This is a genomic window from Streptomyces sp. NPDC039609, assembly GCF_055596705.1.
Map to the genome: position 1 here is coordinate 282,415 of NZ_JBVIUJ010000001.1, position 16,719 is coordinate 299,133.

A 16,719-nucleotide genomic window follows, 5' to 3' on the forward strand; every position below is an offset into this window, starting at 1 on the left:
TGGGGCGGGGCTCAGAGGGAGCGGCGCAGTACGCCGCTCATGGTGATGCGGTCGCCGCGGAACCGGATGAACTCCAGGTCTACCGGTCGTCCGTCGGGCAGACAGGTCAGCCGTTCCAGCATCAGTACGGCGGCTCCGCGCGGGGCCTGGAGGACGGCGGCGGAGTGCGCGTCGGCGTTGACCGCTTCGAGGGTGATCTCGGCGTGCCCCAGCGGGCCGCCGGTCAGTGTTTCGAGGAGCCGGAACACGTCCGTGTTCTCCAGGTCGCAGCCGAGGAGTTCACCGCCGATGTCCATGGGCAGATAGGACAGGTCGAGGGAGAGCGGCAGCCCGTTCAGGCGGCGCAGCCGTTCGATGCAGAGCACGTCGGTGTGTTCGGGCAGGCCCAGCCGGTGGGCCACCGGTCCGGACGCGGTGACCGGTCCGACCGTACGTACCTCGTTGGTGACCCGGCCGTGCTCGTGCAGGGTCTCCGCGAGGCCCTGGAGGCGGTCCAGGCCGTGGGGGTACTTCTCGCACACCACGACGGTGCCGACCCCCGGCTGCCGCTCGACGAGCTGCTCGCCGCGCAGCAGGTCCAGGGCCTGCCGGACCGTGTTGCGACTGGCCCGGTAGTCGGCGGCGATGACGTCCTCCAGGGGGAGGACGCCGCCGGGGAAGCCGCCGGTCAGGATCTGGTGCCGCAGCAGGTCGGCGAGCTGCCGGGCCCGGTCCGCGCGCAGCCGCCGACGACGCGCGGCGGCGACCGGGAGGGAGGCGGGGGTGGGTTCGGCTGACATGTCTGGGAACGTACCGGCGCGATGGCCCGGATGGTGTTGCCGCAGTATTGCGCCACCTGACGCTCCGAAGGCGCCGCTGTGACCTGCGGTTTTCCGGATGGGACGACAAGATCCGCCACCCGCCTGTTCACCAGGTGGACACGACCGGCGGACCGCCCCGTCGCGCCGCCTAGGTATCGGTGCGGGGCAGGTGCCCCTTGGCCTCGTCGTAGCCCGCCTCGCCGGCCCCGCCGGCGGGGCCGTACATCAGGTTGAGGACGCCCGTCGCGAAGGTCTCGGAGGAGAGCAGCCTCAGCGGCGTCGGCGACTCGGCCTCGTCGAACAGCCGCATCCCCTTGCGTACGGCGATCGGGTGCACCAGCAGGTTCAGCTCGTCCAGCAGTCCGGCGGCGATGAGCTGCCGCACCAGGGACACCGAGCCGCTGATCGCGATACGACCGCCGCCGGGCTCGTCCTTCAGCGCCCTCACCGCGTCGAGGAGGTCGCCCTGCTGCTGCTCGGAGTTCCGCCAGGTGAAGGTGAGCGGCCGGCGCGAGACGACGATCTTCCGGGCGTCGCCGATGACCTTGGCGAAGGGAGCGTCCTCACCGCCCGCCGCCTCACGCTCGGGCCACGCCCCGGCGAAGCTGTCGTACGTCCGGCGCCCCAGGAGGAGCGTGTCCGCGCGGCCGATGACGGCGTCGACCGCGACACCCATCTCGTCGTTGAAGTAGGGGAAGTGCCAGAGGTGGGGATCCTCGACGACTCCGTCGAGCGAGATGAACAGCTGGGAGACGATCTTCCTCATGCGACGCTCCATGGGGGTGTCCGGCGATGGCTGCCTACCGACGGTAGACGCCACGGGATCCCGGAACTCATCGGTGGTGCCGGGGCGCGCCGGGCCTCGTGTCCCTTCCGCTCACTTCCGCCAGAACAGGTGGTGCGTCACGCCGCTCGGGCTGGGAACGACCTCGAGGTGGAACCGGTCCAGCAGCTCGTCGGGGGAGTCCCAGAGCCGTACCCCGGAGCCCAGCTCCACCTGTGAGACCGCCACGTGAAGGGTGTCGACGAGGTCGGCGTCCAGGTACTCGCGGATGGTGGTCGCCCCGCCGCCGAGTCGGACGTCCTTGTCCCGCGCCGCTTCCTTGGCCTGTGCGAGGACCGTCGCCGGGGAGCCGTCGACGAAGTGGAACGTGGTGTCGGAGAGCGTGAACGAAGGACGCTCGTGGTGGGTCATCACGAAGACCGGGGTGTGGAACGGGGGCTCGTCACCCCACCAGCCGCGCCACTCGTGGTCCTGCCAGGGTCCACGCTGGGGTCCGAACTTGTTGCGGCCCATGATCTCGGCGCCGATGTTGCGTGCGAAGTCCCGGGTGAAGTAGTCGTCGAGGCCGCGGGTCCCCCCGGGATCGGTACGGTTCGGCCAGCTCGCCGTGGCACCGGCCCAGGCGAACATGGCCCCGGGATCGGCGTGACCGAACGGTCTCTCGAGACTCTGGTCCTCACCCGCTCCGAATCCGTCACGCGAGACGACGAAGTTCTGGACCCTCAGCAGCTGCTCCACGCGCTTCCTCCTGTGTCGTCGACAACGACGAGGATAGGGCGGTGGTGGATACAGGGAGGTAATCACGCGAAAGGGATTTTTCCGCCTGCCCTGAGGTGTGCCTTCGGTCTCCCTCGGGTCCCCCTTGAACGATCAAAGGAAGGCCGGGTTAGCATATGAGCGCCGCCTAGCTCGAAAGATAAACCTGTGACTGTCAATGACGACTCGTTCACCAACTGGAAGATCCGCGAGGAGATCGCGGAGTCGATGATCCCGATCATCGGGAAGCTGCACCGGGAGCGGGACGTCACCGTCCTTCTCCACAGCCGCTCCCTGGTGAACAAGTCGGTGGTCAGCATCCTGAAGACCCACCGGTTCGCCCGGCAGATCGACGGTGAGGAGCTGTCGGTCACCGAGACGCTGCCGTTCCTGCAGGCGCTCACCGCGCTGGATCTCGGGCCTTCCCAGATCGACATCGGCATGCTCGCCGCGGAGTACAAGACGGACGACCGCGGTCTCTCGGTCGAGCAGTTCACCGCCGAGGCCGTCGCCGGTGCCACGGGTGCCAACAAGATCGAGTGCCGCGAGGGGCGCGACGTCGTCCTCTACGGCTTCGGTCGCATCGGCCGCCTCGTCGCCCGCCTGCTCATCGAGAAGGCCGGCTCCGGCAACGGTCTGCGCCTGCGCGCGATCGTCGTCCGCGGGGGCGGTGACCAGGATCTGGTCAAGCGCGCCTCGTTGCTGCGCCGCGACTCCATCCACGGCCAGTTCCAAGGCACCATCACCGTGGACGAGGCGAACAGCACGATCGTCGCCAACGGCAACGCGATCAAGGTGATCTACGCCAACGACCCCTCCGAGGTCGACTACACGGCGTACGGCATCAAGGACGCCATCCTCATCGACAACACGGGCAAGTGGCGCGACCGCGAAGGGCTCTCGAAGCACCTGCGTCCCGGCATCGACAAGGTCGTCCTGACCGCCCCGGGCAAGGGCGACGTCCCGAACATCGTGCACGGCGTCAACCACGACACGGTGAAGCCGGACGAGCGCATCCTCTCCTGCGCCTCCTGCACCACCAACGCGATCGTCCCGCCGCTCAAGGCGATGGATGACGAGTACGGCGTGCTGCGCGGTCACGTGGAGACCGTCCACTCGTTCACCAACGACCAGAACCTGCTGGACAACTACCACAAGGCCGACCGTCGTGGCCGCTCCGCGCCGCTGAACATGGTCATCACCGAGACCGGTGCCGCCTCCGCCGTCGCCAAGGCGCTGCCGGACCTCAAGGCGCCGATCACCGGCAGCTCGATCCGCGTCCCCGTCCCGGACGTCTCGATCGCGATCCTGAGCCTGCGCCTGGGCCGCGAGACCACCCGCGAGGAGGTCCTCGACTACCTCCGTGACGTCTCGCTGCACTCGCCGCTGAAGCGCCAGATCGACTTCACCACCGCGCCCGACGCCGTCTCCATGGACTTCGTCGGCTCGCGTCACGCCTCGATCGTCGACGCCGGTGCCACCAAGGTCGACGGTGACAACGCGATCCTCTACCTCTGGTACGACAACGAGTTCGGCTACTCGTGCCAGGTCATCCGCGTCGTCCAGCACGTGTCCGGCGTCGAGTACCCGACGTACCCGGTGCCCGTGGTCTGACCTCGGCGGTCCGGCCCGTCCGGGTCCCGGTGAACGGGGCGGCGGTGGAGCGGTGCGGCAGATCCCGAAAGGGATCGCGCACCCTCCCACCGCCGCCCCGTCGGCGTTCTGGTAGCTTGCGGTAGCCAGTCGAACTCACGTGCGTGACGTACGCGAGTCAGGGAATCCGGTGCGAATCCGGAGCTGACGCGCAGCGGTGAGGGCGACGGGCGGGGCACGAAGCCACTGGACCGGGAAGCCGGTCCGGGAAGGCGCCCCGCCCGGATGACCCCGAGTCCGAAGACCTGCTGGCGGATCCGTACGAAACGGGCCCCGCGCATGGGCCCTCTACGCCGAGGATGCACCGTGCCTCTCGCCCGCACCCCCCTTCCCTTCGCCCTGCTCGCGTCCGGGGCCCTGCTCCTCACCGGCTGCGGCGGCGCCGGCGACGGGACGGGGTCCGCGCCGTCCGCCTCCGCGCGGACGCTCGAGAACTGCGGCCGCTCCGTGAAGCTCCCGCCCGGCGGGCCGCGCCGGGCCGTCTCCCTGAACCAGGGCACCACCGAGATCATGCTGTCCCTCGGTCTCCAGGACCGGATGGTGGGGACCGCCACCTGGACCGACCCGGTGATGAAGGGGCTGGAGAAGGCCGCCTCCGACGTCCCGAGGCTGGCGGAGAACAACCCCTCCTTCGAGAAGGTGCTGGACACCGAACCCGACTTCGTCGCCGCCTCCTTCGGCTCCACCCTCGGCAAGGGCGGCGTCGCCACCCGCGAGCAGTTCGAGCAGCTCGGCGTCGCCACCTACCTCTCCCCGTCCGACTGCGTGGGCAAGGACAACAGCGGTGGAGGCGACGGCAAGCGCACCACGCCGCTCGCCATGGACACCGTCTACGGCGAAGTCCGCGACCTGGCACGGGTGTTCGGCGTCGAGGAGCGCGGCGAACAGCTCGTCGCCCGGCTCAAGGACCGGGTGGCGAAGGCCACCGCAGGACTCGATGTCGCCGACGTCAGCGTCCTCTACTGGTTCTCCGACGCCAAGTCCCCCTACATGGCGGGATGTTGCGGAGCCCCCGGCGTCATCACCCGGGAGACCGGCACCAAGAACGTCTTCGACGACACCACCGAGGAATGGCCCCAGATCGGCTGGGAGTCGGTCGCCGACCGGAACCCCGATCTCCTGGTGATCGGCGACCTCACCCGCAAGGCACAGTCCGGGGAGAGCGCCGCCAAGAAGATCGAGTTCCTGGAGTCCGACCCGGTCACCAAGAACATGGACGCGGTACGCCACAAGCGGTACGTGCTCCTCAGCGGACAGGCCATGAACCCGACCATCCGCACCGTCGAGGGCATCGAACAGGTCGCCGCCGCCCTGCGCGCGCACGGCCTCACGAAGTGACCGCCGCCCTGCTGCGCATCGCGGCCGGCTGCACGGCACTCGTCCTCTCCCTGGCCGTGGCGATCACCATCGGACCGGCGGACATCGGCGTCGGCGACGTGGCGTCCGTCGTCGCCTCCCACTTCGGCGGCGACCCTTCCGGGATCGGCCCGATCCGGGACGGCATCATCTGGAACCTGCGGCTGCCCCGCACCCTCCTCGCCGCCGTGTGCGGCGCCGGCCTCGCCCTCTGCGGCGCCGTGATGCAGTCCCTGCTGCGCAATCCGCTGGCCGACCCCTTCGTCCTCGGCGTCTCCTCCGGTGCCTCGACCGGAGCGGTCGTCGTGGTCGTTCTAGGCGTCGGCGGGGGAGCGCTCTCGATATCCGCCGGAGCCTTCGCGGGCGCCGTGTGCTCCTTCGCCGCGATGCTTCTGCTCAGCCACACGCTCGGCGGCACGACCGACCGGGTCGTCCTCTCCGGCGTCGCGTCGATGCAGCTGTTCTCCGCCCTCACCTCCTTCGTCGTCGTCACCTCCGCAGACGCCGAGACGACCCGCGGGGTGCTGTTCTGGTTGCTCGGCTCGCTCAGCGGCGCCGGCTGGAGCGACGTATGGCTCTGCCTCGCCGTTCTCGCGCTCACCCTGGCCGTCTGCCTCGGCCATGCCCGTACCCTCGACGCCTTCGCGTTCGGGCAGGACGCGGCGGCCACCCTCGGCGTACGGGTCGTCCGCACCCGGCTCGTCCTGCTGTGCGCCACCGCGCTGCTCACCGCCGCGCTGGTCAGCTCGGCGGGCGCCATCGGATTCGTCGGCCTCGTCCTGCCGCACGCGGCCCGCGCCCTCGTCGGGCCCGGACACGGCCGGCTGCTGCCCGTCACCGCCCTCGGCGGAGCGGTCTTCCTGGTCTGGGTGGACACCCTCGCCCGGACGGTGCTCGAACCCCAGGAGGTGCCGGTCGGGGTCGTCACCTCACTCGTCGGCGTTCCCGCCTTCGTCCTCGTCCTGTACCGGAGCAGGAAGGCTCACCGATGACACTCGCCGCCGAACGCGTCTCGCGCACCGCCGGCGGGCGGCTGATCCTCGACGGGGTCGGCATCGCCCCGAAACTCGGCACCACGACCGCGCTGCTGGGCCCCAACGGCTCGGGCAAGTCCACCCTGCTGAGGCTGCTGTGCGGTGTCCTGGCGCCGTCCGCCGGTGTCGTCACCCTCGACGGCCGACGGCTCGCGGACCTGCGTCGCCGGGACGTCGCCCGGCGCGTGGCGGTCGTCGAGCAGCAGGCCGACACCCTCGTCGAGCTGAGCGTCACCGAGGTCGTGCGCCTCGGCCGCATCCCCCATCGCCGGGCCTGGTCGCCCGGGACGGCCGCCGACGAGCAGGCCGTACGGGACGCCCTGCACCGCACCGGCCTCACCGACCGCGCGGAACAGCCCTGGCACACCCTCTCCGGAGGCGAGCGCCAGCGCGTCCAGATCGCCAGGGCCCTTGCCCAGGAGCCGAAGGAACTCCTCCTCGACGAACCCACCAACCATCTCGACATCCAGCACCAGCACGATCTCCTCGACCTGGTCTCCGGACTTCCGGTCACCACGATCGTGGCCCTCCACGACCTCAACCTCGCCGCGATGTACTGCGACACGATCGTCATGCTCGCCGGTGGACGGGTGGTGGCCGCCGGAGCGCCGAGCGAGGTGCTGACCGCCGAACTGATCGCGGAGGTCTACGGGGTACGCGTCACGGTCACCCACCCGGACGACGACGACCGGCCCCACCTGCGCGTCCTGGGCACGCTCGCCACCCGCCGCTGACGTCTCGTCCGAGGACGGGCGGGGTCAGAACCCCCGGCGCGGGTCGCCGTCGGAGCCCGGTGTGACGAGGCCGGTCTCGTAGGCGGCGATCACCGCCTGCGCGCGGTCGCGGAGCCGGAGCTTGGAGAGGATGCGGGCGACGTGCGTCTTGACCGTGGCTTCGCTCAGCCGGAAGCGGACCGCCAGTTCGGCATTGCTGTCGCCCCTCGCCAGCGCCTCGAACACCTCCAGCTCCCGCGGTGTGAGCGCGGAAAGATCGCGGTGCAGGGAGGTCGTGCGCTCCCGCGACACGGCGAATCGCTCGACCAGGCGGCGCGTGATGGCCGGGGCCAACAGGGCGTCCCCGGAGCGGACCAGACGGACCGCGGCCGCCAGGTGCTCGGGGGTGACGTCCTTCAGCAGGAAGCCACTCGCGCCCGCGCTCAGGGCGGCGTAGACGTACTGGTCGAGGTCGTACGTGGTCAGGATGACGACGCGGGGCGGCGACGTCCCCTCGTCCTGGAGGATGCGGCGCGTGGCCTCCAGACCGTCGGTGCCCGGCATCCGAATGTCCATCAGGACCACATCGGGCCGGGTACGGCGGACCACGGCGACCGCCTCGTCCCCGTCGGCGGCCTCCCCGACCACCTCGATGCCGTCGGCGGACAGGATCATCCGGAAGCCGGTCCGCACCAGGGCCTGGTCGTCGACGATCACCACTCGGGGCGCCTCGGTCACGGCGCCTCCACCGGAATCACGGCTCTCCACCGGCATCACCGCCCCTCCACCGGAATCACCGCGCGGATCCCGTAGCCCCCGTGTGGGCGCCTGCCCGCGTGCAGCGTACCGCCGTAGACCGCCAGGCGTTCGCGCAGTCCCAGGAGCCCACGGCCGCTCCCGGGGCCGGCCGGAGGACGCGCCGTACCGCCTGTGTCCGCCACTTCCACCCGTACCTCGCCCGGCGCGTACTCCACGGTGACCGACACGCTCGCCCCCGCGGCGTGTTTCACCGCGTTCGTCAGCGCCTCCTGCACCACCCGGTACGCGGCCAGGTCGACGCCGGCCGGCAGTTCGGTCGCCGGGGTGCCGCGCACGGTCAACTCCACCGGCACGCCGGTGTCCCGCACCCGGGCGGCCAGCTCCTCCAGCCGCTCGAGACCAGGCTGCGGGGCCAGGTCCACGGTCGCGGCGGGATCGGGGCCGTCGGCGGCCATCGTGAGTAGCCCCATCACATGGCGCAGCTCCGACATCGCCGTGCGGCCCGCCGCCTCCACCGCCAGCAAGGCCTCTCTGGCCAGCTCGGGCGACGTGTCCAACACCTTGCGCGCGGCCCCCGCCTGAATCGTCATCATGCTCACGTTGTGGGTGACCACATCGTGCAACTCGCGCGCGATCCGGGCGCGCTCCTGCTCCACGGCCCGCAGCAGTGCGGCCTGTTGCTCCTCCTGCAGTGCCTGCGCCCGCTGCCGCCAGCTGTGGATGCCGTGCGCGGCCACAGCGACCGGGAGCAGGACGAGGACGGGGACCAGATCCCCGTCCACCTTGGGGACCAGAGGTGTCGCTCCGTACAGCACGACACCCGCGAGCAGCGAGGCCGCCGTGGCCATGCGGTGCGGGCTGTACATCGCCGCGCTGTACGCCGCGATCAGACCGGACGCGAAGGTGACCGTGATCGCGTCCTTGGCGACATCGCCCTGGTACAGCACCGCCGTCGCCCCCACCACCGCCCAGTACGTGGTCAGCGGGAAGCGGCGGCGCAGCACCAGCGGCAGCGCGGTCAGCACCGCCGCCATCAGTTCCCAGAGTTCCACCGGCGGCAGCGTGTGCTCCACGGTCGGCACGACGTGTTCGGGCCCGGGCGTCGGCCCCGGCGATACCGGCGACACCGGCGGAACCGGCGGGACGGGCGGGACTGGTGGGACGGGCGGCACCGGCACGACGTGTTCGGCCCCGGGCGTCGGTATCGGTGGCACTGGCGGCACCGGCGGCACTGGTGGTACCGGCGGAGCCGGTGCCGCCGGGGGCTGGTCGGGCTCCCAAGGGGCCAGTTCCACATACGAACGGTTCAGATCGCCCACCACGGTCCACACCGCGGCCGCCAGTGCGAGCACCGCATCGGCCACCCAGGACCGGAGCGACAACGGCGGCGGCGCGCCGACGGACCACAGCGTGCGCAACCGGCGGACGACCGACTCCATTTCCCTGTTCACCGCGTCAGTGTGCCAAGCGGCAGGTGGGGCCGGATCAGCCGTGAGACGCATCCCCGTGCTCCACGGGCGTACATCGCCGGGATGACACGGCCACGACGTCCACCGAGCACGGTACGGATCTTCCACACCGCGGCCGACGTGCGTACATCCCCCTCCCTCCTAGCGTCGATGCCGCCCGACCGACCCAGCTGTGGAGGACCCATGACCGACCCCCTCATCGACGTACGCGAGGTGTGCAAGGCGTACGACGGAGGCTTACCCGCACTGGACGGGCTGACGCTGCAGGTGCGTTCCGGTGACGCGCTCGCCGTGCTCGGCCCCTCCGGCAGCGGCAAGTCGACACTGCTCAACATGATCGCCGGCCTCGACCGTCCCACCGCGGGCAGCGTCAGCGTCGACGGGCTGCGCGTCGACACCATGAACGAGACGGCCTCGGCGAAGTACCGGCGCTCGCGCATCGGCATGGTCTTCCAGTTCTTCAACCTCCTCGACGACCTCACGGTGACCGACAACGTGCTCCTGCCCGCCCAGCTGTCCGGCATGGCGCCCGCGAAGGCAGCGGCCCGCTCCGCCGAACTCCTCGCACAGCTCGGCATCGACCGGCACGCCCGGGCCTATCCCGGACGGCTCTCCGGCGGCGAGCGCCAGCGCGTCGCGGTCGCCCGGGCCCTGATGAACCGCCCGCCGCTGCTGCTCGCCGACGAGCCCACCGGCGCGCTGGACACCGCCTCCGGCGCGGACGTACGCGACCTGCTCCGCGAACTCAATGCCGCCGGGCAGACCATCGTCCTCGTCACCCACGACCTGGCGCTCGCCGAGTCCTGCGCGACACGGACGATCGAGCTGGTCGACGGCCGGATCGCCCGCGACGTCCGGGCGGTGGCCCGATGAGCCGCCCCGTGGCACGGCGCGGCGCCCTGGGCCGGGTGGTCCGGGGCGGGGTCGGGCGGCGCCGCGTGCAGACCGTGGTGATGGCGCTGACGACGCTGCTGTCGGTGGCGGCAGCGGTCCTCGCGGCCGGGCTGCTCGTGGCCTCCCAAGGGCCGTTCGACCGGGCCTTCGCCCAGCAGCGAGGGGCCCACCTGACCGTGCAGTTCGACAGCTCCGCGATCACCGGCAGACGGCTCGCGGCGACCGCGAACGCCGCCGGGGTGGACGTGGCCGCGGGCCCCTTCGCCGTTGCCTCGGTACGGCTGTACGACACCCAGGGCGCTCCGCCGGGCTTCGAACCGCCGGCCCTGACGGTGGTGGGGCGTGGCTCGCCCGAGGCCCCCGTGGACCGCCTGGAGCTGATCGAGGGGCGCTGGGCGGGTGCCCCCGGGGAGATCGTGATGGAGCGGGGCGCGGCGCGGGACCGCACCCTGCTCGGGACCCGCTTGCTGGCCGGTGACACCGAACTGACGGTGGTCGGGATCGCCGAGTCGGCGGGGGAGAGCGCCGACGCCTGGGTCGTACCCGCGCAGCTGCCCGGCCTGACCGGCACACCGTCCGGCGCGCGGCCGGGTGCACCGACCGGACTGCAGATGCTCTACCGGCTCAGCGACTCCGCGACCCGCGCCGACATCGAGGCGGGCCGGGCGGCGATCGCCGCCGCGGTGCCGCCGCGGGCGATCGCGGGCACGCAGTCGTACCTCGACGTCCGGCAGACCGCCCAGGCGAACACCGCCGCCTTCGTCCCCTTCATCACCGCCTTCGCCCTGCTCGGCCTCGCCATGTCCGTCCTGGTCATCGGGATCGTCGTCAGCGGCGCCGTGGGCGCCGCGACCCGGCGGATCGGGATCCTGAAGTCCCTCGGCTTCACGCCGCTCCAGGTGGGGCGGGCGTACGTCGGCCAGGCGCTGATCCCGGCCTCGGTGGGGGCCGTGCTGGGCGTGGCCCTGGGCAACGTGACCGCCGTGCCGCTGATGGCCGAGGTGGCGGAGGCCTACGGGACGTCGGCGGTTCTCATTCCCCTGTGGGTGGACCTCGTGGTGCCGGCGGGTGCCCTGGTGGTGGTCGCCGCGACCGCGTTCGGCCCGGCGCTGCGGGCGGCGCGGCTGCCCACCGTGCTGGTGCTCGGCGCCGGCCGGACCGGGGGCGGTCGGCGGGGGCGGCGCGTACACCGTCTGCTGGGGCGTCTGCGGCTGCCGCGGCCGGTCGCCATGGGGCTCGGGAGTCCGTTCGCCCGGCCGGCGCGGTCGGCGACGACGGCCGCCGCGGTCGCCTTCGGGGCCCTGGCGGTGACGTTCGCCGTGGGCCTTGGCAGCACGCTGGTCGCGGTCAAGACGGACGGGGACCCGGACCGCGGCGGCACCGTCACGGTCCGCACGGTGGCCCGTCCGGAGCCCGGCGCCGCAGGACCCCCGGAGCCGGCCGACCCGGCGAAGGTCGCCGCGGCGATCGAGGCCCGCCCGGACACCGCGTCCTTCCACCGGACCGCCAAGTCACAGCTGGGCGTGGCCGGTCTCAAGGGCGGCGTACCCCTCGTCGCGTACGACGGCGACACCGCAGGTGCGGGTGCGGGCGTCACGATGGTGTCGGGGCGCTGGTTCAGCGGCCCCGGCGAGGCGGTCGCGGCCGCGCGTTTCCTGCAGGCCGCGGGGGTGCGGGTGGGGGAGACGGTCGCCGTGTCGGACCGGGGGCGCACCGTCCGGCTGCTGATCGTCGGCGAGGTCTTCGACCTCGGCGACAAGGGGATGGCCCTGCGCACCGACGCCTCGTCGGTCGCCGCGCTGGAGACACGCTTCATGCCGGCCGACTTCAGCGTCGAGCTCACGCCCGGTGCGGACCCGGCCCGTTACGTCGAAGAGCTGAACGCCGCCCTGACGCCGCTCGGCGCGTGGGCGGCGGTCACGGAGGCCGGCAATTCCAGCGTGATCCTGGCGATGCAGGCGCTGATCGCGATGCTCACGCTGATGCTGGTCGCCGTGGCCTGCCTGGGCGTACTCAACACGGTGGTGCTCGACACCCGTGACCGGGTCCGGGACCTGGGCGTGTTCAAGGCCCTGGGAATGACCCCTCGTCAGACGGTCGTCCAGGTCCTCACCTCGGTGGGCGCGATCGGTCTGGTGGCGGGGGCGGTCGGGGTCCCGCTCGGCGTGGTGCTGCACCGCACGGTGATGCCGGCGATGGGCCGCGCGGTCGGCACCACGATCCCGGGCGCCCACATCGACGTCTACGGTGCGGGGTTGCTCGCCGCACTCGCCCTGGCAGGCGTGGCGATCTCGATCACGGGCGCGCTGGCCCCGGCGCTCTGGGCGGCGCGGACACCGACCGCACGGGCGCTGCGGACGGAGTGACAGGACGGTCCTCCCGGAGCATGATCGCTAGGATGGCGCCGGTCGCCGAGGAGCGGTCGCGTCGCATGTCAACACCGGTCGTACACCGGAGTGTCGGCGCTGTTCGTCCCTCGGCGCGGAACCGTCGAAACGGTCTGGCCCGGGGGAGGCTGAAGCTGTGAGAATTGTCCTGTTGGGACCGGTCGGAGCAGGTACGGACGACGCGATGCCGATCGATGTCGGAGGGGTCCGCCTGCGGATGCTGCTGGCCCGGCTCGCGCTCGAAGGCGGCCGACCGGTGTCCGTCGACGCGCTCGTCGACGGACTGTGGGGCACCGAGTCCCCGGCCGAGGCGGGCAACGCCCTCCAGGCCCTGGCGTCCCGGCTGCGCAGGGCCCTGAAGGGTGCCGCGACCGTGGAGTCCGTGGCCGGCGGGTACCGTCTGTCGGTACGCGACGAGGACGTGGACACCCACCGGTTCGAGGAACTGGCCGCACGGGGCAGGCGTGAGCTGGCCGCGGGCCGCCTCGACGAAGCGGCGTCCGTGCTCGCCGAGGCGCTCGCGCTGTGGCGCGGGCCCGCTCTGGCGGATGTGCTGGACGCCCCGTTCGCGCGGGCCGCCGCCACGCGCCTCGACGACCTGCGGGCCGCCGCGGCCGAGGACCGCTTCGACGCGGAGCTGCGACTCGGCCGGTACGCCGAGGTCCTCGCCGACCTCGAATCGGCCGGCACCGAACGCCCGTTGAGTGAACGTGTCGCGAGCCTGCGGATGCGGGCGCTGTCCGCGGCGGGACGCCAGTCCGACGCGCTCGCGGTGTACGAGCAGATGCGCGGCCGACTCGGCGAGGAGCTCGGCGTGGACCCCTCGGCCGAACTCCGGGAGGTCCATCTGGCTCTGCTCCGGGGCGAGTTGACCGCACCGACGGCCCAGGCCGAGGCCGCGCCCAGCCGCCTCCCGGCCCGGCTCACCAGCTTCGTCGGCCGCGACCGTGAACTCGACCGGATCGCCGCTCTGTTGGCCGCGTCCCGGCTCGTCACCATCGTCGGCTTCGGTGGCGCCGGCAAGACCAGGCTGTCGCTCGAAGCGGCGAGCCGGCACCGGGCCTACCCGCGCGGGCGCGTGTGGTTCGTGCCGCTGGCCGGTGTGGGTCCAGGGGACCGGCTCGCCGACGCGGTGCTCGGCACGCTCGGCTCCCAGGACGGCCGACTCTACGACGCGGGGCGTTCGCAGGCTCCGGTCGACCGGCTGGCCGAAATCTTCGACGGCGGCGAGGCGGTCCTCGTCCTCGACAACTGCGAACACCTTGTCGAGGATGCCGCCGAGCTCGCCGAGGAACTCCTCCACCGCCTCCCTCAGTTGAGGATTCTCGCCACCAGCAGAGAGGCGCTCGCCATCACCGGCGAGGCGCTGTGTCCGCTCGGCCCGCTGGAGCTTCCCGCGCCGTCGCGCGAGCTCGCCGAGGCCGCCGACTCGGCGGCCGTGCGGCTGTTCGTCGACCGCGCCGTAGGCGTCCGGCCGGGCTTCGCGCTCGACGACCGCACCGTGGGCGCGGTGGTGGAGATCTGCCGCCGCCTCGACGGGATGCCGCTCGCGCTGGAACTGGCCGCGGCCAAACTGCGCGCGATGAGCGCCGATCAGATCGCGCGCCGACTCGACGACCGCTTCCGCCTGCTGACCTCGGGCAGCCGAACCGCGCTGCCCCGCCAGCGGACGCTGCTCGCGCTGGTCGAGTGGAGCTGGGACCTCCTCGACGAAACCGAACGGGCGCTGGCCCGCCGACTGTCGGTGTTCCCCGGCGGTGCCACGGTCGCCGCCCTCGAGGGGGTCTGCGCCGACGAGTCGCTGCCGGCCGCCGACGTGCTGTACGTGCTCGGCTCCCTGGTAGAGAAGTCCCTGGTGACCGCCTCCGACGAGGACGAACCGCGCTATCGCATGCTGGAGACGGTACGCGCCTACGCCGCCGACCGGCTCGTCCAGGCCGGGGACGACATCGCCCCGCGGTTCGCCGGCCACTTCCTCGCGCTGGCCGAGGAGCTCGAACCCCTGCTCCGTACCGGCGAACAACTCCGTGCGATCGCGGTCTTCGACGCCGAACACGACAACATGGTCGCCGCGCTGCGGTCGGTGCTCGACGCGCGGGACGCGCCGATGGCCTCCCGGTACGTCCGGGCGATGTTCTGGTACTGGGGGATCCGGGGCATGACCACCCAGTTCGAGACGTTCCTCGGTGAGGTCATGGAGTTCGGCGACGCGCTGCCGCACGAGGCGCGGCTGGCGTTCGGTCTCGTACGCAGCGCGGCGGGCGCCCCGGACGGAGAAGGCGCGGCCGTGCCTCCGTCGGAGGAGGACGTCGACTCCGCGGAGGTACTCGGCTTCCACCCGGCCCTCCCGCTCCTGCGCATGTCCCAGCTGGTCGGCGACGCCGACCGGGAACGCGGGCTCCAGCAGTCCCTGAACTCGCCGGACCCCTGGGTGCGGGCCAGCGCCTACTGGGCACATGACTTCGTCCTCAGCGAGCAGGGGGACAGGGAGACCGGAGCCCACGCCCGGCGTGAGGCGCTCCGAGGCTTCGACGAGGTCGGCGACCGCTGGGGGCTGGTGATGAGCCTGCTGCCCACGGGCTCGACCCACTCGCTGCGCGGCGAGCACGACCGGGCCCTCCTGGCGTTCGAGCGGGCCGTGGCGATCAGCTCCGAACTCGGCACGGAGGAACACCTCCTGTGGACCAAGTACCGGCTCGCGATGGAGCGGATCCGGATCGGTGACCTGGACGGAGCCCTGCGCGACATCCGGGCCGCGGAGCGACAGGCCAGGGAACGCGGCCATCGGCGAGTGGAGGCCGGTCTGCAGCCGGTGCTCGCCGCCGCGTACCGTGCGGCGGGCGATCTGGCCGGCGCCGACGAGGCCCTGGACCGGATGGAGACACTCGTACGCTGGCTTCCCTACCCGGAGGAGACGTCCCGGGACATCATCGCGGTGAGCCGGATGGCGAACCGGCGCGTGGAGGGAGCGGTCGAAGAAGCCCGTGCACTGCTGCCCAGGGCACTGCGCGGCCTCACCGCTCGCGGCGACAGCGACGGCCTGGCCGGGATCGCACAGCAACTCGCCGCGTTGCTCGCCCTCGAGGAGGATCCCACCGGCGCGGCGACCGCTCTGGGGATGAGCCAGGCGATCCGTGGCGCCTTCGACGAGGGCGACCCGGAGCTGCGCGCATTCGTCACCGACCTCACCGTGCGCCTCGGCGAGGCCGCCTACCGTGAGGCGTTCCGCCACGGCGCCGAGATGCCGAGACAGGAGGCGCTGCACCGGCTGAACGAGGAGGCGGGCCTCGCGCCGAAGCCCTAGGGGTCGTCGTCAGGGCGGAGGGAGGAGACGTCGGCGACACCGATCGGATTCGGCTGGAACGGCTCCTTCGCCGTCACGGACCGGCCCCGGGCCGGGGTGCTCGTTTCGACTGCGCCACACTGCCCGGCAAGGGCCTCCTGGTCCTGGCCGATGCGCGCCAGGACGTCGAGCGGTTGCGCCGTGGCCTGACCGGGGCACCCCGATCACCGGGCCACCCCCGATCACCGGACCCGGCCCGTCAGGGGCGGCTCCGGTGCTTCTCCGTGACAGGTGGCGGCGTATCCGGCCGGAAAGGTCCCTTTTGTTCCGGTTCTGGGGGATATGTTGATGGGTAAGTCTTCTGAGGGAGGCTGACTCGATGCCGTGGTTCGTATGGCTGCTCGCCGCCGGGGTGCTTGGTGTCGCGGAGTTTTTCACCCTGACGCTGGTCTTCGGGTTGCTGGCGGGCGCCGCCCTGGTTGCCGCCGTGGTCGCCGGTGTCGGCATCGGGCTTCTCGGTCAGCTGGTGGCGCTCGGAGTGGCAGCGGCAGCGGGCCTCGTGCTCGTCCGTCCTGTCGCGCTGCGGCACATGGCACAGGCACCCCTCATGCGTGAGGGCAGCGACGCGCTGATCGGCAAACGGGCCGAAGTCATGCAGGAGGTCACGGCGACCCGCGGCCTGATCAAGGTATCCGGCGAGGAATGGTCCGCCCGTACCCTCGACGAAAGCCAGGTGATCCCGGTGGGAGCACTGGTGGATGTCATGGAGATCGAAGGCGTTACTGCTGTCGTCTACCCCCGCGAACTCCTTCCGTGAAGCGGCCGAACCCA

The 16,719-nt window shown here is 71.9% G+C and carries 13 protein-coding genes and 1 riboswitch; of the genes, 8 read left to right on the forward strand and 5 right to left on the reverse strand.

What is annotated here, in order from left to right:
• Positions 1 to 11: 11 nt before the first annotated feature.
• The 3 genes from ACZ561_RS01315 to ACZ561_RS01325 form a co-directional block, all read right to left on the reverse strand.
• Entirely contained in the window at positions 12 to 779 is a 768-nt protein-coding gene (locus ACZ561_RS01315) for a GntR family transcriptional regulator (RefSeq protein WP_470988131.1), read from the reverse strand.
• 169 nt (positions 780 to 948) lie between these two features.
• Positions 949 to 1,566 carry a dihydrofolate reductase family protein gene (locus tag ACZ561_RS01320; protein WP_470988134.1) on the reverse strand — a complete coding sequence of 206 codons (618 nt, stop codon included), beginning with the start codon at positions 1,564 to 1,566 and terminating at the stop codon, positions 949 to 951.
• Positions 1,567 to 1,677: 111 nt separating this feature from the next.
• On the reverse strand, positions 1,678 to 2,322 hold the full coding sequence (locus ACZ561_RS01325) for a dihydrofolate reductase family protein (RefSeq protein WP_470988137.1): 645 nt from the start codon (positions 2,320 to 2,322) through the stop codon (positions 1,678 to 1,680).
• 186 nt (positions 2,323 to 2,508) lie between these two features.
• On the opposite strand from ACZ561_RS01325, the gene ACZ561_RS01330 reads away from it, so the two are divergent.
• From ACZ561_RS01330 to ACZ561_RS01345, 4 genes are all read left to right on the forward strand, one after another.
• Complete coding sequence (locus tag ACZ561_RS01330) at positions 2,509 to 3,954, forward strand: glyceraldehyde-3-phosphate dehydrogenase (RefSeq protein ID WP_329123563.1); 1,446 nt, start codon at positions 2,509 to 2,511, stop codon at positions 3,952 to 3,954.
• Positions 3,955 to 4,063: 109 nt separating this feature from the next.
• Positions 4,064 to 4,260, forward strand: a riboswitch (cobalamin riboswitch).
• Between the two features lie 12 nt (positions 4,261 to 4,272).
• Positions 4,273 to 5,331 (forward strand): ABC transporter substrate-binding protein, encoded by a 1,059-nt coding sequence (locus ACZ561_RS01335; RefSeq protein WP_470989997.1) that lies wholly within the window; start codon positions 4,273 to 4,275, stop codon positions 5,329 to 5,331.
• Positions 5,328 to 6,341 (forward strand): FecCD family ABC transporter permease, encoded by a 1,014-nt coding sequence (locus ACZ561_RS01340; RefSeq protein WP_470988139.1) that lies wholly within the window; start codon positions 5,328 to 5,330, stop codon positions 6,339 to 6,341. The genes ACZ561_RS01335 and ACZ561_RS01340 overlap by 4 nt, the downstream gene beginning before the upstream one ends.
• Positions 6,338 to 7,117 (forward strand): ABC transporter ATP-binding protein, encoded by a 780-nt coding sequence (locus ACZ561_RS01345; RefSeq protein ID WP_470988142.1) that lies wholly within the window; start codon positions 6,338 to 6,340, stop codon positions 7,115 to 7,117. Before ACZ561_RS01340 ends, ACZ561_RS01345 begins: the two co-directional genes overlap by 4 nt.
• A 24-nt stretch (positions 7,118 to 7,141) precedes the next feature.
• On the opposite strand, the gene ACZ561_RS01350 is transcribed toward ACZ561_RS01345, so the two are convergent.
• Together ACZ561_RS01350 and ACZ561_RS01355 are read right to left on the reverse strand one after the other, a co-directional pair.
• Positions 7,142 to 7,834 (reverse strand): response regulator, encoded by a 693-nt coding sequence (locus ACZ561_RS01350; RefSeq protein WP_470988145.1) that lies wholly within the window; start codon positions 7,832 to 7,834, stop codon positions 7,142 to 7,144.
• Positions 7,835 to 7,869: 35 nt separating this feature from the next.
• Complete coding sequence (locus ACZ561_RS01355) at positions 7,870 to 8,907, reverse strand: sensor histidine kinase (RefSeq protein WP_470988147.1); 1,038 nt, start codon at positions 8,905 to 8,907, stop codon at positions 7,870 to 7,872.
• A 600-nt stretch (positions 8,908 to 9,507) separates the two neighbouring features.
• Between ACZ561_RS01355 and ACZ561_RS01360 the strand changes: the two genes are divergently transcribed.
• The 4 genes from ACZ561_RS01360 to ACZ561_RS01375 all read left to right on the forward strand — a co-directional run bounded on the left by ACZ561_RS01360 (position 9,508) and on the right by ACZ561_RS01375 (position 16,705).
• A complete protein-coding gene (locus ACZ561_RS01360; protein ID WP_470988151.1) occupies positions 9,508 to 10,197 on the forward strand; it encodes an ABC transporter ATP-binding protein in 690 nt (229 codons plus the stop codon).
• Entirely contained in the window at positions 10,194 to 12,584 is a 2,391-nt protein-coding gene (locus ACZ561_RS01365) for an ABC transporter permease (protein ID WP_470988153.1), read from the forward strand. The genes ACZ561_RS01360 and ACZ561_RS01365 overlap by 4 nt, the downstream gene beginning before the upstream one ends.
• A 205-nt stretch (positions 12,585 to 12,789) precedes the next feature.
• Positions 12,790 to 15,909: an AfsR/SARP family transcriptional regulator gene (locus ACZ561_RS01370; RefSeq protein ID WP_470988155.1), complete on the forward strand. Its 3,120-nt coding sequence runs from the start codon at positions 12,790 to 12,792 to the stop codon at positions 15,907 to 15,909.
• Positions 15,910 to 16,267: 358 nt separating this feature from the next.
• The gene (locus tag ACZ561_RS01375; protein ID WP_470988158.1) at positions 16,268 to 16,705 is read left to right on the forward strand and encodes an NfeD family protein; all 438 of its coding nucleotides are present in this window, start codon (positions 16,268 to 16,270) and stop codon (positions 16,703 to 16,705) included.
• Positions 16,706 to 16,719: the final 14 nt, after the last annotated feature.

Coding starts and splice junctions, on each gene's coding strand:
- ACZ561_RS01315 (WP_470988131.1), bottom strand. CDS start 779: ATGTCAGCCGAACCCACCCCCGCCTCCCTCCCGGTCGCCGCCGCGCGT.
- ACZ561_RS01320 (WP_470988134.1), bottom strand. CDS start 1,566: ATGAGGAAGATCGTCTCCCAGCTGTTCATCTCGCTCGACGGAGTCGTC.
- ACZ561_RS01335 (WP_470989997.1), top strand. CDS start 4,273: ATGGGCCCTCTACGCCGAGGATGCACCGTGCCTCTCGCCCGCACCCCC.
- ACZ561_RS01345 (WP_470988142.1), top strand. CDS start 6,338: ATGACACTCGCCGCCGAACGCGTCTCGCGCACCGCCGGCGGGCGGCTG.
- ACZ561_RS01360 (WP_470988151.1), top strand. CDS start 9,508: ATGACCGACCCCCTCATCGACGTACGCGAGGTGTGCAAGGCGTACGAC.
- ACZ561_RS01365 (WP_470988153.1), top strand. CDS start 10,194: ATGAGCCGCCCCGTGGCACGGCGCGGCGCCCTGGGCCGGGTGGTCCGG.
- ACZ561_RS01370 (WP_470988155.1), top strand. CDS start 12,790: ATGCCGATCGATGTCGGAGGGGTCCGCCTGCGGATGCTGCTGGCCCGG.
- ACZ561_RS01375 (WP_470988158.1), top strand. CDS start 16,268: ATGCCGTGGTTCGTATGGCTGCTCGCCGCCGGGGTGCTTGGTGTCGCG.